The sequence below is a fragment of the Ralstonia sp. 24A2 genome (assembly GCF_051783885.1).
Classification (GTDB): Bacteria; Pseudomonadota; Gammaproteobacteria; order Burkholderiales; family Burkholderiaceae; genus Ralstonia.
Genome location: NZ_JBPVZD010000002.1, coordinates 1,696,672 through 1,721,148, shown reverse-complemented (window position 1 = coordinate 1,721,148; position 24,477 = coordinate 1,696,672). Strand labels below are relative to the sequence as shown.

26 protein-coding genes are annotated in these 24,477 nt (G+C 62.7%); 14 read left to right on the top strand and 12 right to left on the bottom strand.

Annotation, left to right across the window (positions count from 1 at the left end; all coding sequences use genetic code 11):
* Window positions 1–96: 96 nt before the first annotated feature.
* The gene (uvrB, locus tag ACS13N_RS12985; protein ID WP_438932028.1) at window positions 97–2,190 is read right to left on the bottom strand and encodes an excinuclease ABC subunit UvrB; all 2,094 of its coding nucleotides are present in this window, start codon (window positions 2,188–2,190) and stop codon (window positions 97–99) included.
* A gap of 334 nt (window positions 2,191–2,524) precedes the next feature.
* Here uvrB and ACS13N_RS12980 point away from each other — a divergent pair, with 334 nt between their 5' ends.
* Both ACS13N_RS12980 and ACS13N_RS12975 read left to right on the top strand, forming a co-directional pair.
* Entirely contained in the window at window positions 2,525–3,721 is a 1,197-nt protein-coding gene (locus tag ACS13N_RS12980) for an amino acid aminotransferase (protein WP_438932027.1), read from the top strand.
* A gap of 195 nt (window positions 3,722–3,916) precedes the next feature.
* Window positions 3,917–5,188 carry a polyhydroxyalkanoate depolymerase gene (locus tag ACS13N_RS12975; RefSeq protein WP_438932026.1) on the top strand — a complete coding sequence of 424 codons (1,272 nt, stop codon included), beginning with the start codon at window positions 3,917–3,919 and terminating at the stop codon, window positions 5,186–5,188.
* 69 nt (window positions 5,189–5,257) lie between these two features.
* On the opposite strand, the gene ACS13N_RS12970 is transcribed toward ACS13N_RS12975, so the two are convergent.
* Window positions 5,258–5,956, bottom strand: coding sequence for a TetR/AcrR family transcriptional regulator (locus tag ACS13N_RS12970; protein ID WP_438932025.1), 699 nt, complete (start codon window positions 5,954–5,956; stop codon window positions 5,258–5,260).
* A 140-nt stretch (window positions 5,957–6,096) separates the two neighbouring features.
* Here ACS13N_RS12970 and rsxB point away from each other — a divergent pair, with 140 nt between their 5' ends.
* Both rsxB and nth read left to right on the top strand, forming a co-directional pair.
* Window positions 6,097–6,927, top strand: coding sequence for an electron transport complex subunit RsxB (gene rsxB / locus ACS13N_RS12965; protein ID WP_438932024.1), 831 nt, complete (start codon window positions 6,097–6,099; stop codon window positions 6,925–6,927).
* A gap of 14 nt (window positions 6,928–6,941) precedes the next feature.
* Window positions 6,942–7,586 (top strand): endonuclease III, encoded by a 645-nt coding sequence (nth, locus tag ACS13N_RS12960; RefSeq protein WP_438932023.1) that lies wholly within the window; start codon window positions 6,942–6,944, stop codon window positions 7,584–7,586.
* Window positions 7,587–7,647: 61 nt separating this feature from the next.
* On the opposite strand, the gene ACS13N_RS12955 is transcribed toward nth, so the two are convergent.
* Window positions 7,648–8,235, bottom strand: a complete 588-nt coding sequence (locus ACS13N_RS12955) for a malonic semialdehyde reductase (RefSeq protein ID WP_438932022.1) — start codon at window positions 8,233–8,235, stop codon at window positions 7,648–7,650.
* Between the two features lie 608 nt (window positions 8,236–8,843).
* Here ACS13N_RS12955 and ACS13N_RS12950 point away from each other — a divergent pair.
* Window positions 8,844–10,649 (top strand): S10 family peptidase, encoded by a 1,806-nt coding sequence (locus ACS13N_RS12950; protein WP_438932850.1) that lies wholly within the window; start codon window positions 8,844–8,846, stop codon window positions 10,647–10,649.
* Between the two features lie 83 nt (window positions 10,650–10,732).
* On the opposite strand, the gene ACS13N_RS12945 is transcribed toward ACS13N_RS12950, so the two are convergent.
* Window positions 10,733–11,668, bottom strand: coding sequence for a DMT family transporter (locus tag ACS13N_RS12945; protein WP_438932021.1), 936 nt, complete (start codon window positions 11,666–11,668; stop codon window positions 10,733–10,735).
* Between the two features lie 107 nt (window positions 11,669–11,775).
* Here ACS13N_RS12945 and ACS13N_RS12940 point away from each other — a divergent pair, with 107 nt between their 5' ends.
* Entirely contained in the window at window positions 11,776–12,210 is a 435-nt protein-coding gene (locus tag ACS13N_RS12940) for a DUF1841 family protein (protein WP_104656623.1), read from the top strand.
* A gap of 69 nt (window positions 12,211–12,279) precedes the next feature.
* On the opposite strand, the gene ACS13N_RS12935 is transcribed toward ACS13N_RS12940, so the two are convergent.
* A complete protein-coding gene (locus tag ACS13N_RS12935; protein ID WP_169340131.1) occupies window positions 12,280–12,666 on the bottom strand; it encodes a c-type cytochrome in 387 nt (128 codons plus the stop codon).
* Window positions 12,667–12,677: 11 nt separating this feature from the next.
* Complete coding sequence (locus ACS13N_RS12930) at window positions 12,678–13,037, bottom strand: c-type cytochrome (protein WP_438932020.1); 360 nt, start codon at window positions 13,035–13,037, stop codon at window positions 12,678–12,680.
* Between the two features lie 299 nt (window positions 13,038–13,336).
* Between ACS13N_RS12930 and ACS13N_RS12925 the strand changes: the two genes are divergently transcribed.
* From ACS13N_RS12925 to ACS13N_RS12905, 5 genes are all read left to right on the top strand, one after another.
* The gene (locus ACS13N_RS12925; protein ID WP_438932019.1) at window positions 13,337–14,230 is read left to right on the top strand and encodes an AAA family ATPase; all 894 of its coding nucleotides are present in this window, start codon (window positions 13,337–13,339) and stop codon (window positions 14,228–14,230) included.
* 13 nt (window positions 14,231–14,243) lie between these two features.
* A complete protein-coding gene (locus ACS13N_RS12920) occupies window positions 14,244–14,849 on the top strand; it encodes a GNAT family N-acetyltransferase (RefSeq protein WP_438932018.1) in 606 nt (201 codons plus the stop codon).
* Entirely contained in the window at window positions 14,846–15,172 is a 327-nt protein-coding gene (locus ACS13N_RS12915) for a DMT family transporter (protein WP_438932017.1), read from the top strand. Before ACS13N_RS12920 ends, ACS13N_RS12915 begins: the two co-directional genes overlap by 4 nt.
* A gap of 21 nt (window positions 15,173–15,193) precedes the next feature.
* Window positions 15,194–16,369, top strand: coding sequence for a vWA domain-containing protein (locus ACS13N_RS12910; RefSeq protein WP_438932016.1), 1,176 nt, complete (start codon window positions 15,194–15,196; stop codon window positions 16,367–16,369).
* Window positions 16,370–16,523: 154 nt separating this feature from the next.
* Window positions 16,524–16,922 (top strand): nuclear transport factor 2 family protein, encoded by a 399-nt coding sequence (locus tag ACS13N_RS12905; RefSeq protein WP_438932015.1) that lies wholly within the window; start codon window positions 16,524–16,526, stop codon window positions 16,920–16,922.
* Between the two features lie 70 nt (window positions 16,923–16,992).
* Here ACS13N_RS12905 and ACS13N_RS12900 read toward each other — a convergent pair whose 3' ends face one another.
* Together ACS13N_RS12900 and ACS13N_RS12895 are read right to left on the bottom strand one after the other, a co-directional pair.
* A complete protein-coding gene (locus tag ACS13N_RS12900) occupies window positions 16,993–17,868 on the bottom strand; it encodes a spermidine synthase (RefSeq protein WP_438932014.1) in 876 nt (291 codons plus the stop codon).
* 8 nt (window positions 17,869–17,876) lie between these two features.
* Entirely contained in the window at window positions 17,877–18,635 is a 759-nt protein-coding gene (locus ACS13N_RS12895) for a tetratricopeptide repeat protein (protein WP_438932013.1), read from the bottom strand.
* A gap of 174 nt (window positions 18,636–18,809) precedes the next feature.
* Between ACS13N_RS12895 and ACS13N_RS12890 the strand changes: the two genes are divergently transcribed.
* Window positions 18,810–19,181, top strand: a complete 372-nt coding sequence (locus ACS13N_RS12890) for an ArsR/SmtB family transcription factor (protein WP_438932012.1) — start codon at window positions 18,810–18,812, stop codon at window positions 19,179–19,181.
* Between the two features lie 22 nt (window positions 19,182–19,203).
* Window positions 19,204–20,286 carry an SRPBCC domain-containing protein gene (locus tag ACS13N_RS12885; RefSeq protein WP_438932011.1) on the top strand — a complete coding sequence of 361 codons (1,083 nt, stop codon included), beginning with the start codon at window positions 19,204–19,206 and terminating at the stop codon, window positions 20,284–20,286.
* Window positions 20,287–20,358: 72 nt separating this feature from the next.
* Here the strand turns inward: ACS13N_RS12885 and ACS13N_RS12880 are convergent, their stop codons facing one another.
* The 3 genes from ACS13N_RS12880 to ACS13N_RS12870 form a co-directional block, all read right to left on the bottom strand.
* A complete protein-coding gene (locus ACS13N_RS12880; protein ID WP_438932010.1) occupies window positions 20,359–20,868 on the bottom strand; it encodes a DUF1993 domain-containing protein in 510 nt (169 codons plus the stop codon).
* A gap of 410 nt (window positions 20,869–21,278) precedes the next feature.
* A complete protein-coding gene (locus ACS13N_RS12875) occupies window positions 21,279–21,722 on the bottom strand; it encodes a thioesterase family protein (protein ID WP_438932009.1) in 444 nt (147 codons plus the stop codon).
* A gap of 152 nt (window positions 21,723–21,874) precedes the next feature.
* Complete coding sequence (locus ACS13N_RS12870; RefSeq protein WP_048931733.1) at window positions 21,875–22,336, bottom strand: Lrp/AsnC family transcriptional regulator; 462 nt, start codon at window positions 22,334–22,336, stop codon at window positions 21,875–21,877.
* Between the two features lie 145 nt (window positions 22,337–22,481).
* Between ACS13N_RS12870 and ACS13N_RS12865 the strand changes: the two genes are divergently transcribed.
* Window positions 22,482–23,969, top strand: a complete 1,488-nt coding sequence (locus ACS13N_RS12865) for an aminotransferase class V-fold PLP-dependent enzyme (RefSeq protein WP_438932008.1) — start codon at window positions 22,482–22,484, stop codon at window positions 23,967–23,969.
* A 13-nt stretch (window positions 23,970–23,982) separates the two neighbouring features.
* On the opposite strand, the gene ACS13N_RS12860 is transcribed toward ACS13N_RS12865, so the two are convergent.
* Window positions 23,983–24,477: a DNA-deoxyinosine glycosylase gene (locus ACS13N_RS12860; protein WP_438932007.1), complete on the bottom strand. Its 495-nt coding sequence runs from the start codon at window positions 24,475–24,477 to the stop codon at window positions 23,983–23,985.

Genomic DNA, 24,477 nt, shown 5'->3' with positions numbered 1-24,477 from the left:
GCCTGAAAATGTGTCCGCAATTGTGTCATGACTCCCCCGCCGCCAGCCTCGGGCGAGGCTGCGGTGCATGTCCGACGCATCAACCGCCTGAGAGGTTCAGGCGACCGGAACGATATGGTCTTCGCCGCTGGCCCCGAAGAGCTGCGATTTGAGCTTGGCAAGCTGGTCGCGCACCGATGCCGCCTTTTCGAATTCGAGGTTCTTGGCGTGATCGAGCATCTGCTTCTCCAGGCGCTTGATTTCCTTGGACGCCTGCTTCTCGCTCATGTCTTCGTACTTGGCGGCCTCTTGCGCGGCCTTGAGCTCGGCGCGCGCATCGTCGACGTTGTACACGCCGTCAATGATGTCCTTGATGCGCTTGACCACCCCGCGCGGCGTGATGCCGTGGGCCTCGTTGTGGGCGATCTGCTTGGCACGGCGGCGTTCGGTTTCGCCAATGGCCTTCTTCATCGATTCGGTGATGCGGTCGGCGTAGAGGATGGCGGTGCCGTTCACATTCCGCGCCGCGCGACCGATGGTCTGAATGAGCGAGCGTTCGGCGCGGAGGAAACCTTCCTTGTCCGCATCCAGAATCGCCACCAGTGACACTTCCGGAATATCCAAACCCTCGCGCAACAGGTTGATCCCGACCAGCACATCGAACGTGCCCAGGCGCAGATCGCGGATGATCTCCACGCGTTCCACCGTATCGATGTCCGAGTGCAGGTAGCGGACCTTGACGCCGTTTTCCGACAAGAACTCGGTCAACTGCTCGGCCATGCGCTTGGTCAGCGTGGTGACCAGTACGCGCTCGCCGGCTTCGACACGCAGATGGATTTCCGAAAGCAGGTCGTCGACCTGTGTGGTCGCCGGCCGCACGTGAATGACCGGGTCGACAAGGCCCGTCGGGCGCACCACCTGCTCCACCACCTCGGTGCCGCTGACAAGTCCCTTTTCATAATCACCCGGCGTGGCCGAGACGAACGTGACCTGCCGCATCTTGGTCTGGAACTCGGCAAACTTGAGCGGCCGGTTGTCCAGCGCAGAGGGCAGCCGGAAGCCAAACTCGGCCAGCGTTTCCTTGCGCGCGCGGTCGCCGTTGTACATGCCGTTGAGCTGGCCGATCAGCACGTGCGATTCATCCAGGAACATCAGCGCGTCTTGCGGGAGGTAGTCGACCAGCGTCGGCGGCGGTTCACCCGGCGCGGAGCCGGACAAATGCCGCGAGTAGTTCTCGATGCCCTTGCAGAAGCCCAGCTCCTGCAGCATCTCCAGGTCAAAGCGCGTGCGCTGCTCCAGGCGCTGCGCTTCCACCAGCTTGTTTTCCTTGTAGAAGAAATCGAGCCGCTCGCGCAGTTCTGCCTTGATGGTCTCGATGGCACGCAGCACGGTCTCGCGCGGCGTCACGTAGTGGCTCGACGGGTACACCGTGAAGCGCGGAATCTTCTGCCGCACGCGCCCGGTCAGCGGGTCGAACAGTTGCAGCGATTCCACCTCGTCGTCAAACAGCTCCAGGCGCACAGCCATCTCAGCATGCTCGGCGGGGAAGATATCGACTGTGTCGCCGCGCACACGGAAGGTGCCGCGCTGGAAGTCCGTCTCGTTGCGCGTGTATTGCATGGCGATCAGGCGCGCGATCACGTCGCGCTGGCTGATCTTGTCGCCCGCGCGCAGCGTCAGGATCATCTGGTGGTACTCGGTCGGGTTGCCGATACCGTAAATGGCGGACACGGTCGCCACGATCACCACGTCGCGTCGCTCCAGCAGGCTCTTAGTGGCCGACAAGCGCATCTGCTCGATGTGCTCGTTGATCGACGAATCCTTCTCGATGAAGAGATCGCGCTGCGGCACGTAGGCTTCAGGCTGGTAGTAGTCGTAGTAGGAAACGAAGTACTCGACCGCGTTGCGCGGAAAGAACTCGCGGAACTCCGAATACAACTGCGCCGCCAGCGTCTTGTTGGGCGCAAACACGATGGCCGGACGCCCCACGCGGGCGATCACGTTGGCCATGGTGTACGTCTTGCCCGAACCCGTCACGCCCAGCAGGGTCTGGTACGACAGGCCGTCCTCGACGTTCTCGACGAGCTGGCGGATCGCCTCGGGCTGGTCGCCGGCCGGCGGATACGGCTGGTACAGCTGGAACGGCGAGCCCTCGAAGGTGACGAACTTCGACTCGTCGTGCGGGCTAGGAACTTGGCTCAGATCAGTCATGGCGGCGGGTGGGATGGCAGCGCAGGAAGTCGACAAAGTGACTCGCACGCCCCCAACAGATCAGGGCGGCAGCGGCAATTGCAACCAATCGTCTAGTGTAGCGCGCCGCCCCTGCAATCGTTTAAGCGGCCGGTCGGGCCCATCTGTAGTGGCCGCTCAACCGCTTTCGGCCCCTGTTCTGCAAGGATTTTTCGGGCGATTAGAGCGTGTATTCGGTACAATTCGGCCTTGTGCCCGCTTCACGCATTCGGCGTCGGCAGCCCTGTCGACCGCTTGCGGCGCACCGCCTGCAGCACTCCACCGAATTCCGAACCAACCGATCGAGACACATCTCATGTCGCTTTTCTCCGCCGTCGAACTGGCCCCGCGCGACCCCATCCTGGGCCTGAATGAAGCTTTCAACGCCGATACCCGCAGCACCAAAGTGAATCTGGGCGTGGGCGTGTACTTCACCGACGAAGGGAAAATTCCGGTGCTGCGCGCCGTGCAGGAAGCCGAAAAGGCCCGCCTGGCGACCGTCGCCCCGCGCGGCTATCTGCCGATCGAAGGCATTGCCGCTTACGACCAAGCCGTGCAAAAGCTGCTGTTCGGCGCAGATTCCGCACTGATCGCCGAAGGCCGTGTGGTGACCGCTCAGGCCCTGGGCGGCACTGGAGCACTGAAGATCGGCGCCGACTTCCTCAAGCGCCTGTACCCGAACGCCAAGGTCGCCATTTCCGACCCGAGCTGGGAAAACCACCGCGCGCTGTTCGAATCGGCTGGCTTCGAAGTCGTCAACTACGCGTACTACGATGCTCCGTCGCACGGCCTGAACTTCGCTGGTCTGCTGGATTCGCTGAACAGCTACGCAGCGAACACCATCATCGTGCTGCACGCTTGCTGCCACAACCCGACCGGCGTCGACATGACCGCCGACCAGTGGAAGCAGGTCGTGGAAGTCATCAAGGCAAAGAACCTGATCCCGTTCCTCGACATGGCTTACCAGGGCTTTGCCGACGGCATCCAGCAAGACGGCCTGGCCGTGCAACTGTTTGCGGAATCGGGCCTGCCCTTCTTCGTGTCGAGCTCGTTCTCGAAGTCGTTCTCGCTGTACGGCGAGCGCGTCGGCGCCCTGTCGATCGTGACGACCAGCAAGGACGAAGCCGCCCGCGTGCTGTCGCAAGTCAAGCGCGTGATCCGCACCAACTACTCCAACCCGCCGACGCACGGCGGCACGGTGGTCGCCACGGTGCTGAACAGCCCCGAGCTGCGCGCGATGTGGGAACAGGAACTGGGCGAAATGCGCGACCGCATCAAGTCGATGCGCAATGCGCTGGTCGACAAGCTGGCCGCCAAGGGCGTGAAGACCGACTTCTCGTTCGTGAAGGCACAGCGCGGCATGTTCTCGTACTCGGGCCTGACCTCGGCCCAGGTGGATCGCCTGCGCAACGAGCATGGTATCTACGCGGTTTCGACCGGCCGCATCTGCGTGGCTGCGTTGAACACCCACAACATCGACGCCGTGGTCAACGCCATCGCCGACGTGCTGTAAGCGCCACGCCCAGCGGGCAATTGCAAAAAGAAAAGCGGCTTCGGCCGCTTTTTTGCTGCACCGATCTAGACTGACACGGGCGCATCATATAAGCGGCGCAACACTCTGTTATTAGGGTTTTTGCTGCGTCGCAGTAACATGCACCTAGGCGCATAATCGTTTGCGTCGCCCTCGCCACAACAGACCGGTCCAGCCATGCTTTACCAGCTCCATGAGTTCCAACGCGCCTTGCTCAGCCCCATGACGGCTTGGGCCCAGGCGACCGCCAAGACCTTCACCAACCCCTTGAGCCCGCTGTCGATGGTGCCCGGCGCCCAGCGCTACGCCGCAGGCTATGAGTTGCTCTATCGCCTGGGCAAGGAATATGAGAAGCCGGAATTCGGCATCCGCTCAGTCAAGTCCAACGGACGCGACATCCCGATCGTCGAGCAGACCATCATCGAGAAGCCGTTCTGCCGCCTGATCCGCTTCAAGCGCTACGCCGACGATGCCGAGACCATCAAGCTGCTCAAGGACGAGCCGATCGTGCTGGTGTGTGCGCCGCTGTCGGGGCACCATTCGACGCTGCTGCGCGACACCGTGCGCACGCTGCTGCAGGATCACAAGGTGTACGTGACCGACTGGATCGACGCCCGCATGGTGCCTGCCGAGGCAGGTGCTTTCCATCTGTCGGACTACATCAACTACATCCGCGAATTCATCAACCACATCGGTGCCGACAAGCTGCACGTGATCTCGGTGTGTCAGCCGACCGTGCCGGTGCTGGCCGCCATCTCGCTGATGGCCTCGGATGGCGAAAAGACGCCGCGCACCATGACCATGATGGGCGGCCCGATCGATGCGCGTAAGAGCCCGACCGCCGTCAACTCGCTGGCGACCAACAAGGCGCACAGCTGGTTCGAGACCAACGTGATCTACACGGTGCCGGCCAACTACCCGGGCCACGGCCGCAAGGTCTATCCGGGCTTCCTGCAGCACGCCGGCTTCGTGGCGATGAACCCGGATCGCCACCTGTCGTCGCACTACGATTACTACCTGAACCTGATTGAAGGCGACACGGAAGACGCCGAAGCCCACGTGCGTTTCTACGACGAGTACAACGCCGTGCTCGACATGGCCGCCGAGTACTACCTCGAGACCATCCGTGACGTGTTCCAGGAGTTCCACCTGGCCAACGGCACATGGGTCATCGAAGGCAAGCCGGTGCGCCCGCAAGACATCAAGGGCACAGCGCTGTTCACCATTGAAGGCGAGCTGGACGACATCTCCGGCAGCGGCCAGACCGAAGCGGCCCATGGCCTGTGCACGGGCATTCCGAAGGCGCGCAAGCAGCATCTGACCGCACCGAAGTGCGGCCACTACGGCATCTTCTCAGGCCGCCGCTGGCGCGAACAGGTGTATCCGCAATTGCGCGACTTCATCCGCCAGTACGATCAGGGCGCGCCGCGCATCAAGGCTGTCGCCTGATCCGCGGATCAAGCGACACCCAAAGAAAAAGCCTCGCAACCGCGAGGCTTTTTTTATCTGGCGCGCCGCTCAGCCCTGGGGCCGCTCCAGATACGCCAGCAGCATCTTGATGTGCAACTGCGCGAAGGCTTCATGCTCATCAGCCGATGCGATGTCTCGACCGATCACTGCGCTGATCGTGTAGCGGTTGGAGAGCACATAGTAGCCCAGCGCAGAAATCGTGAGATACAGCCGCGAGACATCCACATCCTTGTGAAAGACGCCGCTGCGCTGACCACGCTCGACCACACCGCGCAGCACATCGATGACCGGATTGACCAGCTCGCCCAGGTGCGGCGAGGTCTTCAGATGCCGCGCCTCATGCAGGTTCTCGCTGTTGAGCAGGCGGATGAACTCGGGGTTCTCGTAATAGAAATCCCAGATGAAACGCGCCAGCTGGATGACCGCTTCGCGTGGGTCAGACGACTCGAGCTGCACCTGCTCTTCCGCCTGCTTGAAGCGGAAGTACATGTGCTCGAGCACGGTCAGGAAGAGCTTCTCCTTGCTGCCGTAGTAGTAGTACAGCATGCGCTCGTTGGTCTCAGCGCGGCGGGCGATGGCATCGACGCGCGCACCGGCAAACCCACCACGTGAGAACTCTTCAAGGGCTGCAGCAAGGATGCGACGGCGCGTACCGGCGGGGTCGCGGCGTGCGCGGGGTGTGACGGAATCGCCCGAGGAATCGACCGGATCAATGTCGGCGAGCGGCGCGGCTGGGTAAGACGGCATGGCACGTCGGTCCGTTTAGAACCTAAGGATTATGTCATACGGTTAAGACATGGCCGCCGCGGTCAACGTCAGGGCATGCACGCCTTGCGCAGCCGCCAAATCAGCGATAATGGCAGGCTATTCAAACGACAAGTCCCATCGTGGTTTCCTTGGTTCCCGCATTGGCCACATCCTTGGCCGACCGGCTCGAACACCTCCTGCCGCAGACGCAATGCACCAAGTGCGGCTACAACGGCTGCCGCCCATACGCTGAAGCCATGGCGAACGGCGAGGCGCTGCCCAACCGTTGCCCGCCGGGCGGTGTAGAGGGCATCCGCCGCCTGTCCGACGCGCTGGGCCGCACTGGCGATCTGCTGCCGCTGGACCCAGCCAACGGCATCGAACAGCCGCGCGCCGTGGCCGTCATCGACCCGGAACGTTGTATCGGCTGCACGTTGTGCATCCAAGCATGCCCGGTCGACGCCATCGTCGGCGCACCCAAGGCCATGCACACGGTGCTCGAAGACTGGTGCACCGGTTGCGACCTCTGCGTACCGCCCTGCCCGGTCGATTGCATCGACATGATCCCCATCACCGGGGAACGCACGGGCTGGGACGCCTGGAGCCAGGCCCAGGCTGACGTCGCCCGCGACCGCTACGACTTCCGCAACGCACGCCTCAAGCGCGAGCAGGCTGAGAACGAAGCGCGCCTGGCCGCCAAGGCCGCCGCCAAGCTGGCCGCCGTCAGCGCAGAACAACCCGCCGATGACGCCGAGCGTGCCGCCCAGGCACGCAAGAAAGCGATCATCCAGGCCGCCATCGAGCGGGCCCGCCAGAAGCAGGCTGAGATGGCCGCGCGTGGGCAAGGTCCGCGCAACGTGACCGATGTGTCGGCAGACGTGCAGGCCCAGATCGACGAAGCCGAGGCCCGCCGCAAGCGCATCGCCGACCAGGTCGAGCACAGCGCCAAACCCGACGCCAACAAACCCTAACGTCCGCCCCGACGATGAATCCCGCCAAGCGCCACGCCATCTTCGAGACCCTGCGCGAGAACAACCCCACGCCAACCACGGAGCTTGAGTACACCTCACCGTTCGAGCTGCTGATTGCGGTTCTGCTCTCTGCGCAGGCGACCGATGTGGGCGTGAACAAGGCCACGCGCAAGCTGTTTCCGGTGGCGGATACGCCGGCCAAGATGCTGGCGCTGGGCGAGGAAGGCATCACCGAATACATCAAGACCATCGGGCTGTACCGCACCAAGTGCAAGCACATCCTGCAGACGTGCCGCATCCTGCGCGACCAGTACGGCGGTCAGGTGCCGCGTGATCGCGCCGCCCTGGAAAGCCTGCCGGGCGTGGGCCGCAAGACCGCCAATGTGGTGATGAACACGGCCTTTGGCGAGCCGACGATTGCGGTGGATACGCACATATTCCGCGTGGCCAACCGCACCGGGCTGGCGCCGGGCAAGAACGTGCTGGAAGTGGAACTGAAGCTGCTGAAAGTGGTGCCGGAGGAGTTCCGCCAGGATGCGCACCACTGGCTGATCCTGCACGGGCGCTACGTATGCAAGGCGCGCAAGCCCGAGTGCTGGCACTGCGCGATCGAGCCGCTGTGCGAGTTCAGGCCGAAGACGCCGGCGCCGAAGGAATGAAAAACGGGGACCGCAGTTTCGAATGCGAGTCCCCGTTTCTTTTTGCGCGATCGGTTATCGATCAAACGATCTTGCAAGCCTCTTCAAACGACAGGCGCGGGTTGCGCGGGTGCAGCTTCTCCACGTCGCCGTAGCCGATGTTCATGATGAAGTTGACCTTCCACTGACCATCGGGGAAGAACGTCTCATTGACCTTGTTGGCGTCGAAGCCAGCCATCGGGCCGCAATCCAGACCCAGCGCACGCGCCGCGATCACCAGGTAGCCGCCCTGCAGCGAGCTGTTCATCAATGCAGCAGCGTTGATCTTGGCCTGGTCACCGGCGTACCACGAACGCGCATCGGCGTGCGGGAACAGCTTGGGCAGTTGCTCGTGGAATTGCGTGTCGTACGCGACGATCACGGCCACGGGTGCCTGGCGGGTCTTTTCCTGGTTACCGGCCGACATGCACGGGATCAGGCGGTCCTTGGCAGCCGCGGTCTTCACGAACACAAAGCGCGCCGGCGTACTGTTGGCAGCAGTCGGGCCGTACTTGACGGTCTCGTACAGCGTGTTCAGCAGTTCATCGTCGACTGGCTTGTCCAACCACACGTTATGGGTGCGGGCTTCGTGGAACAGTTGGTCCAGCACGGACGGTTCAAGCATGGGCATTGCTAAACGCTCCTGAAAAGAGTCAAGGAGCGCATTGTAATGCGGCTCGCCACGTAGCGCCGGCCGGGTCTAAGCGCAGAAATGCATCAACGCCTTGACGGTCAACACCGACCAGCATGCAGAAACGACATGCCTTCATTGTATTTAATCGCCTTTCTTGTGGCGCACCGTTCAAAACCCATGTCATTTTTACCAGTGGATTGCACGCCCCATAAAACAGGTCTTTACAACGGTTTCCTTACGAACTACTTTTTCGTTCGTCATTGAATCACCAGCAGGTTGAGCGAACCAGATTCGCACTTTGATTTAGCCAAAGTGCGCGGACGCATTCGCGCTAACGTTTTCGCATTGCCCTCACTGGCTTTGCGCAAACACCCTGCCACATTGACTCCAGCGCTGCTCCTATTTTTTGAAACCCAACCGGGTCTCAAGGGGATCGTTTTTCCGAATAAAAACAGATTGAATTAAATCCCCGTGAGAGGCGGGAAATCAGAATATCCGGTTTGCGCGGGATAGAGATTACAAAACGCAAATCAGATATGGAGCCAACTTAAAACTATCCGTTTTAAGTGATGGCGTTCGTCATCCTGAAAAAGGCCTTTATCGCCATGAAAAAATCCAGGTTATCGACCAGTGATTTTGCAGGTTTGCCCAAAGCCCTGGGCGCATCGCTTGCCGCGGCAGCACTCGCTGCCGCGCTGCTGGCGGGTTGCGGCGGCGGCGACTCCTCTGCCACGGCCAACCCCAGCAGCACCGCTGTGGATGCGGGCAAGACGGTCACGCAACCGGTGACGGCAGCCACGCCGCCCGACCAGCCATACGTAGACCCCAACGTCTACGGCACCGGCCCCAATGACGCCCTGGCCGCCGACCCAGGCGAAAGCGCCGCCATCACGCACCACACAGTGAGCATCGGCGGCAAGAGCCTCGCCTACACGGCCACCGCCGGCCACCTGACGACCATCGACCCCGTGACGTCGAAAGCCAATGCGTCGATGTTCTACGTGGCCTACACGCAGGACAATCCGGACCCGTCCAAGCCGCGCCCGGTGACATTCTTCTATAACGGCGGCCCAGGCTCGTCGTCGGTCTTCCTGCTACTGGGCTCGTTCGGGCCGAAACGTCTGCAGTCGTCGTTCCCGAACTTCACGCCGCCGGCGCCGTACAAGTTGCCCGACAACCCGGACAGCCTGCTCGATCGCTCCGACCTCGTGTTCATCAACCCGGTGGGCACCGGCTATTCGGCCGCCATCTCCCCGGCCGTGAACAAGAACTTCTGGGGTACTGACCAGGACGCCCACTCGATCGACCGCTTCATCCAGCGCTACCTGACCAAGAACGCGCGCTGGAACTCGCCCAAGTTCCTGTACGGCGAGTCGTACGGCACGGCGCGCAGTGCGGTGTTGTCGTGGATCCTGCATGAAGACGGCATCGAGCTGAACGGCATCACGCTGCAGTCGTCGATCCTCGACTATGCAAATGCGCTCTCGGCCATTGGCACCTTCCCGACGCTGGCCGCCGACGCGTGGTACTGGAAGAAGACGACCGTCAACCCGCCGCCGACCGATCTCGACAGCTACATGGTCCAGGCACGCAACTATGCGGACAACACGCTCACGCCGCTCGCGCAAGCGCCCAACCCGCAAGACGGCGGCTTCGTCAACGTGCGCCTGAACCTGAACCTGCAATCCGCGCAGACGATGGGCTCGTACATCGGCACCGATCCGGTCTCGTTGATCCAGACGTTCGGCAACCCGGCTGCGCTGGGCAACGTTCCGTCGCAGAACAACAACCCGCCGTACACGTTCTTCCTGACGCTCAACCCGGGCATCCAAATCGGCCAGTACGACGGCCGCGCGAACTACACGGGCCAGGGCATTGCGCCGTTCATCCTGCCGAACTCTGGCAGCAACGATCCGTCGATCTCCAACATCGGCGGCGCGTACACGGTGCTGTGGAACAGCTACCTGAACACCCAGCTCAAGTACACGTCGACCTCGTCGTTCGTGGACCTGAACGACGCCGTGTTCAACAACTGGGACTTCAGCCACATCGACCCGACGGGCGCCAACAAGGGTGGCGGCAACACGCTGTACACGGCTGGCGACCTGGCCTCGACGATGAGCCTGAACCCGGATCTGAAGGTGCTGCAAGCCAGCGGCTACTTCGATGCGGTCACGCCGTTCCATCAGACCGAGTTGACGCTGGCGCAGATGCCACTCGACCCGGCCATCAAGGCCAAGAACCTGACGATCAAGAACTACCCGTCGGGCCACATGATCTATCTGAACGATGCGTCGCGCACGGCGCTCAAGGGTGACCTGGCCTCGTTCTACGATGGCGTGTTGGCGGATCGTCCGGCCCTGATGCGGGTGCAGGGCCTGCAACGCTTGCCGGAAGGCGTGAAGAAGTAATCGCCTGAAGGTGCAAAGAAAAACCGCCCGGCCCTGAGTCATACCAGGCCGGGCGGTTTTCATTTTGAGCAGCCGATCAAACCTCAGGCCATGTCATCCGCACGGTGGCCTGTGGGCTTTGCATCGGCACGCGTGAGCCACAGCACGCCGGCCAGGATCAATGCCCCACCGATCATCTGCGTGGGCGCAATCGACTCACCCAGCAGCATTGCCGCCAGCAGCACCGTCACCACCGGCTCCAGCGTGGAGAGCATCGACGCCTGCGCCGCACCCAGCTTCTGCAGGCCGGCAAAGAACGTGAGAATGGCCACCACCGTCGACAATCCGGCAATCGCTAATGCGGCCGCCCAGCCACCCACCGTACCGGGCAAGTGCGCCGGGGCACCGGCCAACGCCATGCCCGTATAGACGACACCCGCGGCCGTACAGATGACCGTGGTGCAGGCCAACGGGTCCACCCCATGCGTCACGCGCGCGCCCACGGTGATGTAGATCGAGTAGATCACCGCTGATGCCACACCCAATGCAATGCCAAGCAGGCTGCCGCCCGACAGGCCCGCGCCACCCACGGTCAGCCCCGCACCCACCGAACACAGTACCAGCGCAACAATGGCCGCCGTGGTCAGCCGCTCACGCAGAAACACGGCGGCCAGCACCGTCACGAACATCGGATACAGATACAGCAGCAGCGCCACCAGGCTGGCCGGCGCGTAGTTCAATGCCGAGAAGAACGTGAACGACTGCCCCGCATAGCCAATGCCGCCCATGGCCGCCAGGCCGAGCACGCGCGACCATGGCGGAATGCCGATGCGCCGCACGCGCATCACCACCATCAGCGCCGCAGCCGCAACGACAAAGCGCACCATCAGCAGGCCCACCACGTTGGCGCCGCTCGCGTAGGCGTAGTGCGTGAAGATCGCCATTGCCCCGAACGACGCGGCGGAAGTGGCGATCAGCAGCACGCCGAGCAGTTTGTCGGCAGCGCGTGCAGCGAGGGTGGAATCGGTGATTTGTCTCATGGTGCGCGGCGTTGGGTCGCCGTCTGCGGGGTGGGTCGCCATTGTAGCGTTGGCGTCGCTTGGAGGGCCCGGCACACGCCAGGGCAGGCCGGTACAATGGCGGGATCATGTTCAATCCCTCCCGCGACGAAGTCCGTCAATTCTTTTGCGGCGCCTGGCGCAAGCATCGCCAGGCAGAAATCCTCACGCCGCTTGAAGCCATGGCGGTCGACTGGATGCAACTGCATCCCGAATACCACGACACCCTGGACGCCGGCGAAGACGCCCTCGCCCGTGATTACACACCTGAGAGCGGCCAGAGCAACCCGTTCCTGCACCTGTCGATGCATCTGTCGATCAGCGAGCAGGTGTCGGTGGACCAGCCGCGCGGTATCCGTGCCGCATACGAGGCACTGGCCCAGCGGCTCGACTCGCCGCACGAGGCACAGCACCAGGTGATGGAATGCCTGGGCCAGATGCTGTGGACTGCGCAGCGCACCGGCCTGCCGCCCGACGGCGAGGCGTATATCGAGTGCGTGCGCAAACGCGCGACGGCCCGCTAAACGCCCGAGTCATCCGCCCAACAAAAAACCGCTCCGAGGAGCGGTTTTTCTTTGCCTGCCGAAGCCGGCTTACTTCTTGAGCACCAGCGAGCCGGGCAGCGATTCGATGTAGGCAGCGATGTCCTTCAACTCCGCCTCGGTGAACGGACGCGGCTTGCCGTCAGCACCGATGGTGGCCGGGTTGCTGTTGACCTGGCCCGCCATGATGGCGTTGCTGCGGCCCATCAGCGGGTTGTTGCTGGTCTGATAGGCCAGCAATGCGTGATAGATGTAGTCGCCGTGCTGGCCAGCCAGCTTCGGGTAGTCCGGCGAAATCGGGGCGTTCAGGCCGGCACCGTGGCAGGCCGCACACGTGCCCTTCTCCACCAGTTGCTTGCCCTTTTCCAGATCGGCGGCCTGTGCCGACACAGCGGCACCCAGGATCAACGCGCCCAAACCAAGCGAGATCTTCTTCATGTTCTTCCTCGTCACTTCCGCGGGTTGTTGGGCGTAGCGGCCGTCTGCTGCGAGTAATACGCAGCCAGGTTGGCGATGTCCTGGTCCGTCAACGACCCGGCAATGGCGCGCATGGTTGGATGCTTGCGGTCACCCTTCTGGTACGCGTGAAGCGCGCTTTCGATGTACTTGGCGTTCTGGCCGCCCAGGTAGGGCACGCGATACACCTCGGGGAACGACGTCTTGTAGTCGGGAATGGCATGGCAGCCGATGCACATTGCGACCTTGCTCTGGGCGGCGGCGGCATCGCCCTGAATGTCCGCTGCGGAGGCCGACGCGGCCAGCACGCCGAATGTGCCAAATGCGGCCACCATGGTGAGGATCTTTTTCATCTCGTTCTTAAGCGTGGAGTTCAGAATCCTGCTCGCCCTGCCTGGCTTGACCTGTCAGCCGGCTGTCTCTCTGGGCGCCTTCACCGGCTGCTGGCAAGGTGCCATAAGACGGTTGTTTTGAGGTGCGTCAAACCGGCGCATTGTAGCGCACAGATTTTTTTCCAGTCCAGTTAGGGGTCCCGTGACTTGACAGCGGGGAATGGCACGGCTGGGCGGCCCCGGCAGCGCCGGGCAGCAAACACCCAAACTCTCTTATACTGGCCGTTTCCGATTCTTTTACCGCCCAGTAGGCTTGCACGATGAACACCACCACCTCGCCTGCCGCATCCAACCAGCGTGCGCGTTTCGAAGGCTCCGAACAGTACGTCGCCACCGACGACCTCAAGCTTGCCGTCAACGCGTCCATGACGCTGCAGCGCCCGCTGCTGATCAAGGGCGAGCCGGGCACAGGCAAAACCATGCTGGCCGAGGAAGTGGCCGCCGCCCTGGGCATGCCGCTGCTGCAGTGGCACGTGAAGTCGACCACCAAGGCACAGCAGGGCCTGTACGAATACGACGCGGTCTCGCGCCTGCGCGACTCGCAACTGGGCGACAAGGAAAGTAGCAACCGGGTCCACGACATCCGCAACTACATCGTCAAGGGCGTGTTGTGGCAGGCCTTCGAGGCGGATGAGCCCGTCGTGCTTCTGATCGACGAGATCGACAAGGCCGACATCGAATTCCCCAACGACCTGCTGCGCGAGCTGGATCGCATGGAGTTCTACGTGTACGAAACGCGCGAGACCATCCGCGCCAAGCATCGCCCGCTGGTGATCATCACGTCGAACAACGAGAAAGAGCTGCCCGACGCCTTCCTGCGCCGTTGCTTCTTCCACTACATCAAGTTTCCGGATGCCGAGACGATGCAGGCCATCGTCGACGTGCACTACCCGGGCATCAAGCCGGCGCTGGTCAAGGCTGCGCTGGATGCGTTCTACGAGATGCGCAATCTGCCGGGACTGAAGAAGAAGCCGTCGACCTCGGAACTGATCGACTGGCTCAAGCTGCTGCTGGCCGAAGATATTCCGCCGGAATCGCTGCGCAGCCAGGACAAGAACGCGGCCATTCCGCCGCTGCATGGCGCGCTGCTCAAGAACGAGCAGGACGTGCACCTGTTCGAGCGCCTGGTCTTCATGAACCGCGCCAACCGCTGAACGGGGTTGCACCATGCCCCGCCTGATCGAACCCGTCACGCTGTCCGGCCAGCACGCCTGGCTGGAGCCACTCGGCCCCGAGCACGAAGAGGAAATCCGCGCCGCAGCCGCTGACGGTGAGCTGTGGCGGCTCTGGTACACCTCCGTGCCCTCGCCCGAAAAAGTCAGCGACTGGCTGACCATTGCGCTGGACATGCGCGAGCGCCTGGGCGCCATGCCCTTTGTTGTGCGCGAGATGCATGACGGCAAACCCGGCAAGGTGGTCGGCGCCACGCGCTTGTTCAACGTGGACGAGGCCAACCGCCGGCTGGAAATCGGCCACACGTGGTACGCCAAATCGGTGCAGCGCACCGCCATCAACACGGAATGCAAGCTGCTGTTGCTGACGCAAGCATTCGAGACGCTGCGCTGCATTGCCGTGGAGTTCCGCACGCACTGGATGAACCACCAGAGCCGCGCCGCCATCGCCCGCCTGGGTGCTAAACAAGATGGCGTGCTGCGCAATCACCAGCGCATGCCGGACGGCAGTTTCCGCGACACGGTGGTGTTCTCGATCATCGAATCGGAATGGCTGACCGTGAAACGCCATCTGCAATACAAGCTGGAGCAGCCGCGATGAACCCGTGGCTGCTGCTGGCCGGCACCATCGTCACCGAGGTGATCGGCACCTTGTGCCTGAAGCTGTCGGACGGGTTTTCCAAGCCGCTGTGGATCATCGGCACGGCCATCTGCTACGGGCTCGCCTTCGGGGGCCTGGCGATCGTCATGAAACGCATCGACATGAGCATCACGTATGCGGTGTGGTCAGGCGTGGGCACGGTGCTGACGGCCGTCGTCGGCATCCTGCTGTTCAAGGAGGGGGTGTCGATGGCCAAGCTTTCGGGCATCGGCATGGTGGTGGGCGGCGTGGTGCTGCTGAACGTCAGCGGCGCGTCTCATTAAGCCACCGAGCAGGAGACTGACATGCTCATCGATTTCTTCTTCACCTTGCGGCACGCCAAGCTGCCCGTCTCGGTCAAGGAATACCTGACGCTGCTTGAAGGGCTCAAGCAGCAGGTCATCGCGCCCTCGCTCGACGAGTTCTACTTCCTGGCGCGCATGACGCTGGTGAAGGACGAGAAGCACTTCGACAAGTTTGACCAGGCCTTTGGCGCGTATTTCAAGGGCGTGGAAGGCGCGGTCGACTGGCGCGCAGACATTCCGCTCGACTGGCTCATCAAGAAGCTGGAGCGCGAGCTCTCGCCGGAAGAGAAAGCCAAGGTCGAAGCCATGGGCGGCCTCGACAAGCTGATGGAGCGCCTGAAGGAACTGTTGGGCGAACAGCACGAGCGCCACGAAGGTGGCAGCAAGTGGATCGGCACCGGCGGCACGTCGCCGTTCGGGCACGGCGGCTACAACCCGGAAGGCATCCGCATCGGCGGGCCATCGAAGGGCAACCGCACGGCGGTCAAGGTGTGGGAAGCGCGCGCGTACAAGGACTACGACGACACCGTCGAACTCGGCACGCGCAACATCAAGGTCGCGCTGCGCCGCCTGCGCAAGTTCGCGCGTGACGGCGCCGACATCGAGCTGGACCTGGACGACACCATCCACTCCACCGCCGCCAATGCCGGCATGCTCGACATCAAGATGCGCCCCGAGCGGCACAACAACGTCAAGGTGCTGATGCTGATGGACGTGGGCGGCTCGATGGACGACCACATCAAGCGCGTGGAAGAGCTGTTCTCCGCCGCCAAGACCGAGTTCAAGCACCTGGAGTACTACTACTTCCACAACTGCGTGTATGAGCATCTCTGGAAGAACAACCGCCGCCGCCATGCGGAGCGCTTCTCCACGTGGGACGTCATCCGCAAGTACCCGCCCGACTACAAGCTGATCTTCGTGGGCGACGCGACCATGAGCCCGTACGAGATCCTGCAGGCCGGCGGCTCGGTCGAATACAACAATGCCGAAGCCGGCGCGGTCTGGCTCAAGCGGCTGATCGAACAGTTCCCGAAGTTCGTCTGGCTCAACCCCGAGCCGGAAAGCTTGTGGGAGTACCGGCAGTCCATCTCGGTCATCAACCAGATCGTGAAGACGCGGATGTATCCCGTGACCATCGCCGGGTTGGAATCGGCGATGCGGTTGCTGTCCAAGTAACGCCCTCGCCTTTCTCGTTTCTCCGGGCGTGGATGTGGTGATTACCTGCCGCGTAATCGACACCATCCACGCCGGCACCGAAGATGAAGCCATGCAGCACGGAAGACGAATCACCGTGCGCCGCAGCCTCCCCCACTTCGAACGGAGAAACGCCATGACCGCCACGCACCTCGCCGCCAACGAAACCCTCGCTGATACGCTGGTCGACCGCTACATCGCTGCCTGGAACGCGACCGATGCCGCGCAGCGCCGTACCTTCGTCGCGCAGACCTGGACCGAAGGCGCCACCTACGTTGATCCGCTGATGCAGGGCACAGGCCATGACGGCATCGACGCACTCATCGCCGGTGTGCACGCCAAGTTTCCGGGCTTCCGCTTTGCGCGCGACGGTGGTGTTGACGTGGTGCAAGACACAATCCGCTTCCGCTGGACGCTCGGGCCGGACGGCCAGGCGCTGGTCAAGGGCACGGATTTCGTGCGCATCGTTGGCGACCGCATGCACGTGGTGACCGGCTTCATCGACCAGATGCCCGGCATGGGCGACGCAGCCTGAGCTCGCACCTTCGCAAAAGCAAACGCCCCGGCAAACCGGGGCGTTTTGTATGGGCGGACGATAGAGATGCTCAGATCGTCAGCATGTCTTCCTGACCCGCATTGGCGCTGCGCAGCCCTTCTGCCCAACCCTTGGTTGGCAGCCTGAGCGACGCTTGCAACGCAGCGGCACGCTCTTGCACCGCCTCCCAGCTCACCTGCAGCGGCGGGCCGTTGAAGGCCAGCGCGATCACGTTGCCGTCGTGCACTTCGGGGAAGACGAGCACGCGGTTGTCGAATGCATCGCAGATGCGCTCGATGTTGCGCGGGAAACTGGTGTGGTCGCCAAACAGGTTGATCGTCATCACGCCGGGCGAGCGCAGCACCTCGCGGCAAGCCTTGTAGAACGCGGGCGTATCGAGTACCGGACCGCGGGCCGTGGCGTCGTACAAATCGATCTGCAGCGCGTCGACGGTGCAGTGATGGCTGGCGTCCATTACCCAGTCGTAGGCGTCCTGTTCCAGCACGCTCAGGCGCGCATCGTTGAACGGCATGTTGAACATGCTGTGCGCAGCAACGATCACGGAAGGGTTCAGCTCAACTGCAGTCACCTGCGCGGGTGCGAGCTGGCGGTGACAGAACTTGGTCAGCGCGGCCGCACCGAGGCCCAATTGCACGACATGGAAATCCGGTCGCGATGCCGGATCCAGGAACAGCATCCACGCCATCATCTGCTGGGCGTACTCCAGCTCAATAGCGTCGGGCTTGGACAGGCGCATTGCGCCTTGCACCCACTCGGTGCCGAAGTGCAGGTAGCGCACGCCCGCCAATTCAGAGAACGTGACCGGGGCAAAACGCGGGGCCATGCGCTTGGGTTCGTCATCGTGGTTCATGCGATCTTCACGCTTGGCGCGAGCAGGACGGCGCGAGGCCACGGCCTCGATGGATTTACGTTTCAACAGCGTCATAAAGCGGATCAACGGGAAGAAGACTGAGCGGCTGCAGCGCGCTGCAGCCATTCACGGTTGTGGTCTTTGGCATAGCGCGTCCAGTGTTTGGCGTCGCGCAGGATGTCGTCAAACAACGTCTGGGCGCGTTGCTTGTCGGCATCGTTGTTCTGGGTGAGCAGCCACTCGCCGAACAGGCAGCGGGCGGCGGCATCGTTGGCGTAGGTGAGCGCCTGCTCGAACGCCTCGCGTGTGTTGGGGGCATTGATGGCAGCCAGCGCGCGGGCGTAGAGCAGCGTCGAATCGGGTTGCTGGCGCGTCACGCGGTGGGCTTCGAACAGCGTCTCGAGCGTGCCCTTGGCGAGTGCCGCATCGCCGGTGGCGAACTGTGCGCGGGCCAGGCCCAGCAGCACTGCCGAGTCTCCAGCGAATGGGCCGGTGGCCGCCTGCTCGAAATGCTGGCGTGCTTCCTTGGCATCACCTGCCTCCAGCAGCGCTTCGCCCAGGCGCAGGCGGTGCTGCACGGTCGGCGCGCGATCAAAGTCGTTGCGTGCCTCGCGCACGGCGCGGTTGGGGTCGATCAGTTGGGTGACAGCGCGGCTCGCGACACGGGCGCCGCGCGAGTGGCGCATCTCCGGCAGATAGATCGCGAAGAAGTACACCACGCTGCCCAGCAGCGGAAACGCGAACAGGATGAACAGCCAGTACATGTTCTGGTTGCTGCGCACGACGTGCACGGCAAAGAACAGCGCGACGATGACGTGAAACCCGATTCCAAGAAACGGCATGTTGAGGCCCGGTAACAGAAAGGTGCCGGCACCCCCGCGCCGGCCACGGGCGCGATTGTGACAGATGCGCAGGCACACGGCCGTGACCTCTCCTTAACGTTTGCGAGTCGAGTACGGGCAAAGCCTTATGTAACCGACCTTGACAGTCAATTAACCAACAAGTTAAATGATGACATGCCGACATCAGACGACGCCCTCTCGACCGTGTTCGCCGCTCTGGCCGACCCCACCCGCCGCGCGATACTTGCGCGCCTGGCGGAAGGCGAAGCCCCGGTGAGTGAACTCGCCCGTCCGTTCGATATGTCCGCTCCCGCCATTTCCAAGCACCTGCGCGTGCTGGCCGAAGCCGGGCTGATCGAACGTGAGATCAACGCGCGCTGGCGCATCTGCCACCTGCGCCCCGGCGCCCTGCGCGATGCGCACGGCTGGCTGGAGCGCTATCGCCAGCATTGGGAAGGCAACCTGGATCGCCTGGTCGCCTTTGTCGAGCAAACCCACGCCACGTCTGCGCCCCCAGACGCGGACACCCCATCCACCAAGGACTGACAACAGACACCCGGAGACGACCATGGACCGCGCCGCCACTTTCGAACTGGAGATGACCCGCCATATCCGCGCACCGCGCGAGCGGGTATTCGATGCCTTTACCGATCAGGCTGCGCTCGCGGTCTGGCACTGCCCGCGGGGCATGGGCGTGGTCGAAGCCAGCGCCGATGCACGCGTCGGCGGCCAATACCGCATCGTCATGGGCACCCGCGATGGCGAGCAGCACGTGGCACATGGCGAATACCAGTTGCTCGACCGCGCCAACTTTCTCGCCTACACCTGGGGCTGGGAATCCGGCGAATTGCCGGCCAGCGCCCGCACGCTCATTGAAGTCACCCTCACCGACCAGGACGGCGGTACGCGACTGCACATGCGTCATAGCGGCTTCCCCGACGAGCCCACGCGCGATTCGCACAATGGCGGCTGGCAATCCGTCTTCAACCGGCTGAGCGACTACCTGGACCCCGAAGGCAGCGCCGGCACGCTCACCGTCTACGGCAATCCACGCAGCACCTACTGCCGCACGGTGCGCATGGCGCTTGAGGAAAAAGGCCTGCGCTACAAGCTCGACCCACTCACCCCGCATACGCCCGAGCTGCTTGAGCACAATCCCTTCGGCCGCGTACCCGCATTCAGCGACGGGCCGATCGAGTTCTACGAAACGCGGGCCATTCTCAGCTACATCAATGAAGCCTTCGACGGCCCGAGCCTGATACCGCAGACCGGCCCCACCGCCCGCGCCCGCAACGAGCAGTGGATCAGCCTGATCAACTGCCACGCCTACGACGCGATGGTGCGCCGTTACGTGCTGCAGTACGTTTTCCCCAAGGGCGCTGACGGGCAACCGGACCGCAAGGTGATCGATGCCGCTGTCCCGGAGATCGCCACGCAGCTCGACGCGCTTGAACAGGCCTACGGTGATCGCGACTATCTGGTCGGCAATACCTTATCGATGGCCGACCTGTTCTTCGCGCCGATTGCGATGTACCTGGAGATGTTTCCCGAAACCAAGGCGCTGCTGGATGCGCGCCCCAACATCCAGCGTGGGCAGGCCGCCATGCGTGCACGGCCCAGTTACGCCGCCACGATGCCGCAGCTCGGTTGATCAGCACCCATAAAAAAACGCCGGCGCCTGTGATCAGGCCGCCGGCGCTGTCTTTGCGGTGAAGTGCTTCGCTCAGGGGCGCCCGAGGTAATCGAACTTGCCGATCTCCACACCATTGTGACGCAGCAGCGCGTAGGCCATGGAGATGTGGAAATAGAAATTCGGCAGCATGAAGCCACGCAGATAGTCGATGCCGCTGAACCGCAGCTCGCCCTTCGGGGACTTGAGCGTGACCGTGCGATCTTCGCTGCCGGCAAACGCCGCCGGATCAACGCTGTTGACGTACTCCAGCGTCTTGGCGATGCGCGCCTTCAATTCCGGAATGGTCGCCTCGACATCTGGGTATGACGGCGGCTCGGCACCCGACAGGCGCGCCGCTGCGCCCTTGGCCTGATCGCAGGCAATCTGCACCTGGCGCGTGAATGGATGCATGTCCGGCGCCAGGCGCGCGGTCATGAGATTGGCGGGGTCGAATTTCTTCGCCTCCGCATAGGCAGCCGCCTTGTCGAGCAGAGCCGACAGGTTGCCCAGCATGCGGTTGGCAGTCGGCACCAGAAATTCGTACATCGACGGGGTGGTCATCAGCAAACGCTCCTTGGGGTCCATCCATGGTGGCCGGCCGCCCGTGTCCCCGGGACTTGCCAGCCGCTGCGCATCGGTGCACTGGCGACAGTGTAGGCGGAGCGCTGAATGATTGCTCAACAGTGACGTGCGCCCCGCCATGAGGCGTCTGGCACAAGATGCATATCAGCGCCAGCGTAGCGGTGCGCAGGATGCGGCGTGGCTATTGCCTTGGCAGGCACGGGGGCCAACGACGACCCCGGTCCAACACTTCAAATGACACAACACGTTCCAGTACGAGCGTGCATCCCAAACCAACGCCAACATCGAAAACGTCATGGCGCATGTCGCTGCACTTATCAGCACACGGAGATGCCATTGAAGCCCTACCTTAACGTCGGCACCATCGTTGTTCGGCCCGCGTGGTGGCCTTACTCCGCCCAGTTCACCTTCGGGAAGCGGTCTGCAAACCCCTCCGGCATCGCCACCACCTTCTTGTCCGCATAGTCGAAGAACACAAAGCCTGACTTGGCCATGGCGATCAGCGTGTCGTCGGCCGGGCGCGTGATGCGGAAGATGATGTCGCCACCGTACTTATTGAAGTCCATCACCCCCACCTCGAACAGCAGTTGATCGCGCGCATGTGCCTCGTTGCGATACATGGTGGCGAGATCGGTCACGATGATGCCGCTGCCTTGATGGCTCACATCCTCACGGGCGAATTCATGGAGGAAGCGTGCCCGTGCCTCGGAAATCATCGAGATCATCGAGTCATTGGCAAGATGGTTGGCCGAGTTGATATCGGTCACGCGCACGGTCAGATGCGTGGCATAGCAGAACTGATCAGCCGGTAGGTCGAGTTTGAGACGGGCCATGATGGGAGTTACAGGAATGGATTGGACGGCGGACTGGCAAGGCACCCCTCATACGAGAGGCGTCGACTCGGATTCACTCATGCTTCTGAGCGGTGCACCCAGTCAATATCGCGGACGAAAAGCGCATTTTCAGGGGGAACACTCAATCCGCCTTAGGCGTCGTCGCGCACCGGCAACGCGGTCGAATACTTGATCTGCTCCATTGCGAACGATGCGCTCACATCGGACAGCGGCACCGCCTTGATGAGTTGCTTGTAGATGCGGTCGTAGTCTTCGATGCCCGTCACGGCGACGCGCAACATGTAGTCGATGTCCCCGCTCATCCGATAGACCTCGACCACTTCCGGCATCTCACTCACCACCTGTGTGAAACGCTGCGCCCACTTCTCCGTATGTTGATCGGTTCGCACCGCAACGAAGACTGTCGTACCGACACCCAGCTTGCGCGCATCGCACAGCGCCACCTGCGCCCGGATGACGCCTGTCTCCTTGAGACGTTGCACCCGCTTCCAGCACGGCGTCTGCGAGAGATTCACCCGTTGCGCGAGTTCCGCAATGGGCAGGGTCACATCGGCCTGCAACAACCTCAGCAACTCGCGGTCAATGGCGTCCATTTTTTGCCAGGAAAAATATTTCTAGATATCCGCAATTCTAAGAAATATTCACCCCCTTTAGTAGGCATTTTGCAGGAACTTTGAATTATTTTTCCTGATCGTTCGCCGTATCATTTCCTCGCCCCTACAGCAGCAAGAGAACGAAATGAGCGACCGCAACACGATGCACTACCTCGACTACGCAGCCACCACACCGGCTGACCCCCGCGTGATCGCGGCGATGACTGCCTGCCTTGGCATCGACGGTGCATTCGGCAATCCCGCGTCGAGCTCACATGCGACCGGACGACGCGCGAAGAACCAGGTTGAGCACGCACGCGAACAGGTTGCCGCACTCATTAACGCAGATGCCGACGAGATCATCTGGACGTCCGGCGCCACCGAATCCAACAACCTCGCCCTGAAGGGCTACGTGGACACCGCCACCGGCAAGCGTCACCTGATCACCAGCCGCATCGAGCACAAGGCCATTCTGGACACGATGGCGCACCTGTCGACGCGTGGCCCATCGGCAATCTCGGTGACCTATCTCTCACCGACTGCGCAGGGCGAAATTACCGCTGACGCCGTGGCCGCAGCGATGACGCCGGAGACGGGCCTCGTCTCGCTCATGCTGGTGAACAACGAGCTTGGCACGCTGACAGACATCCGCGCGATCGCGCAGATCGTGCACGCCGCGGGCGCCCTATTGCATGTCGATGCAGCACAGGCGCTCGGCAAAACGCCGATTGACGTGCGTGCGCTCGGAATCGACATGCTGTCGATGTCCGCACACAAGTTCTATGGCCCGAAGGGCATTGGCGCGCTGTACGTCCGCCGCGAGATCGCACACCGCATTGCACCGCAAATGCACGGTGGCGGGCATGAGCGCGGTCTGCGCTCAGGCACGCTGGCAACGCATCAGATCGTCGGCATGGGGGTCGCATGCGCACTGGCGGCCGAAGAGATCGAGAGCGAAACCGCCCGGATTGCGGCGCTCAGCCGGCGACTGAAGACGTCGGTACTCGCCTTGGGCGATGTGGTCCACAACGGTGACGTAGCACGACGCATCCCGCACACCTTGAGTCTGACGGTCAATGCGCCCGGCTTCTTCCCGTTCATGCTGGGTGATGACCTCGCGGTGTCCTCGACATCTGCATGCAACTCCGCTGCAGGCACACCATCGCATGTGCTCTCGGCAATCGGTCTGGATGCAGACGCGGCAAGCCGCACCGTGCGCATCAGCCTCGGTCGCTTCACGACGGAGCAAGATATCAATTTCGCAATCGCTTGCTTTCGGCGTGCCATCGAGCAATGCCGCGCAACGGCATCGAGTGGATTGGCGGCTTCGCGGCAGATCATGCCGGCGGATCTGAAGGCGATTCGCGATGCGGGGTTCCGCTCCGTGATCTGCAACCGCCCAGACGGGGAAGGCATTGACCAGCCAACCTTTGAGGAAATCGCCGCAGCGGCGCGCGAGCTGGGCCTGGAGGCACGCTACTTGCCGATCGAGCCGAATCACATCGGCAATGCGGAAGTCGACGCGTTTGGCGCGTTGGTTGATGCACTGCCCAAGCCCATTCTCGCCTACTGCAGAAGCGGGAACCGCGCTGGCATGCTCTGGAATCGCCTGGCGGAGCAGCGCAAGGCTTGAAGGGCGACGCGGCCTAATCCAACCAGGGCTGCAGTGCCTGCCACGCATGCAGCTTTTCCGAATAGGACAAGGTGTGCGCCGGGCTGCTGGAGGGGAGCGTGAGAATACGGTAACCGCTGCCGTGCGCGCCGAGTGCCTTCGCGCCAATGCGTGCAGCGGTACCGCCATTGAACGCAATCACCGCCAGTTCCGGCAATGAAGCGATGAGGCCAACGAGGTCGTTGCCCGCGTGGTCCCGAATCTTGCTGTCGAGGCTGCCTTCGCGCTTGGCCTCGGCCACCACATCCCACAAACCGAGATGATGCGCCAGCAGCGCTTGCAGACGCGCGTCGTAATCCATGCCCGGCAAGTCCTGGCCGATCACCTCACCGGCCAGGCGCCAGAACTGGTTGTGCCTGTAGGCGTAGTACTGCGATTGCGCAAGCGATGCTTCGCCGGGCAGGCTGCCCAGGATCAACACGCGCGTGTGCGCGTCGACCACAGGCGGAAAGCATCGCTTGAGCGTCAC

Bases quoted from the DNA above. Each gene is read 5' to 3' on its own strand.
- ACS13N_RS12880 (WP_438932010.1), bottom strand. From the start codon at position 20,868: ATGACCACCCCGTCGATGTACGAATTTCTGGTGCCGACTGCCAACCGC.
- ACS13N_RS12865 (WP_438932008.1), top strand. From the start codon at position 22,482: ATGAGCGACCGCAACACGATGCACTACCTCGACTACGCAGCCACCACA.
- ACS13N_RS12905 (WP_438932015.1), top strand. From the start codon at position 16,524: ATGACCGCCACGCACCTCGCCGCCAACGAAACCCTCGCTGATACGCTG.
- ACS13N_RS12945 (WP_438932021.1), bottom strand. From the start codon at position 11,668: ATGAGACAAATCACCGATTCCACCCTCGCTGCACGCGCTGCCGACAAA.
- uvrB (WP_438932028.1), bottom strand. From the start codon at position 2,190: ATGACTGATCTGAGCCAAGTTCCTAGCCCGCACGACGAGTCGAAGTTC.
- ACS13N_RS12870 (WP_048931733.1), bottom strand. From the start codon at position 22,336: ATGGACGCCATTGACCGCGAGTTGCTGAGGTTGTTGCAGGCCGATGTG.
- ACS13N_RS12915 (WP_438932017.1), top strand. From the start codon at position 14,846: ATGAACCCGTGGCTGCTGCTGGCCGGCACCATCGTCACCGAGGTGATC.
- ACS13N_RS12920 (WP_438932018.1), top strand. From the start codon at position 14,244: ATGCCCCGCCTGATCGAACCCGTCACGCTGTCCGGCCAGCACGCCTGG.
- ACS13N_RS12890 (WP_438932012.1), top strand. From the start codon at position 18,810: ATGCCGACATCAGACGACGCCCTCTCGACCGTGTTCGCCGCTCTGGCC.
- ACS13N_RS12910 (WP_438932016.1), top strand. From the start codon at position 15,194: ATGCTCATCGATTTCTTCTTCACCTTGCGGCACGCCAAGCTGCCCGTC.
- ACS13N_RS12950 (WP_438932850.1), top strand. From the start codon at position 8,844: ATGAAAAAATCCAGGTTATCGACCAGTGATTTTGCAGGTTTGCCCAAA.
- ACS13N_RS12885 (WP_438932011.1), top strand. From the start codon at position 19,204: ATGGACCGCGCCGCCACTTTCGAACTGGAGATGACCCGCCATATCCGC.
- ACS13N_RS12970 (WP_438932025.1), bottom strand. From the start codon at position 5,956: ATGCCGTCTTACCCAGCCGCGCCGCTCGCCGACATTGATCCGGTCGAT.
- ACS13N_RS12925 (WP_438932019.1), top strand. From the start codon at position 13,337: ATGAACACCACCACCTCGCCTGCCGCATCCAACCAGCGTGCGCGTTTC.
- ACS13N_RS12940 (WP_104656623.1), top strand. From the start codon at position 11,776: ATGTTCAATCCCTCCCGCGACGAAGTCCGTCAATTCTTTTGCGGCGCC.
- nth (WP_438932023.1), top strand. From the start codon at position 6,942: ATGAATCCCGCCAAGCGCCACGCCATCTTCGAGACCCTGCGCGAGAAC.
- ACS13N_RS12975 (WP_438932026.1), top strand. From the start codon at position 3,917: ATGCTTTACCAGCTCCATGAGTTCCAACGCGCCTTGCTCAGCCCCATG.
- ACS13N_RS12930 (WP_438932020.1), bottom strand. From the start codon at position 13,037: ATGAAAAAGATCCTCACCATGGTGGCCGCATTTGGCACATTCGGCGTG.
- ACS13N_RS12935 (WP_169340131.1), bottom strand. From the start codon at position 12,666: ATGAAGAAGATCTCGCTTGGTTTGGGCGCGTTGATCCTGGGTGCCGCT.
- ACS13N_RS12895 (WP_438932013.1), bottom strand. From the start codon at position 18,635: ATGCCGTTTCTTGGAATCGGGTTTCACGTCATCGTCGCGCTGTTCTTT.
- ACS13N_RS12875 (WP_438932009.1), bottom strand. From the start codon at position 21,722: ATGGCCCGTCTCAAACTCGACCTACCGGCTGATCAGTTCTGCTATGCC.
- ACS13N_RS12955 (WP_438932022.1), bottom strand. From the start codon at position 8,235: ATGCCCATGCTTGAACCGTCCGTGCTGGACCAACTGTTCCACGAAGCC.
- ACS13N_RS12900 (WP_438932014.1), bottom strand. From the start codon at position 17,868: ATGACGCTGTTGAAACGTAAATCCATCGAGGCCGTGGCCTCGCGCCGT.
- ACS13N_RS12980 (WP_438932027.1), top strand. From the start codon at position 2,525: ATGTCGCTTTTCTCCGCCGTCGAACTGGCCCCGCGCGACCCCATCCTG.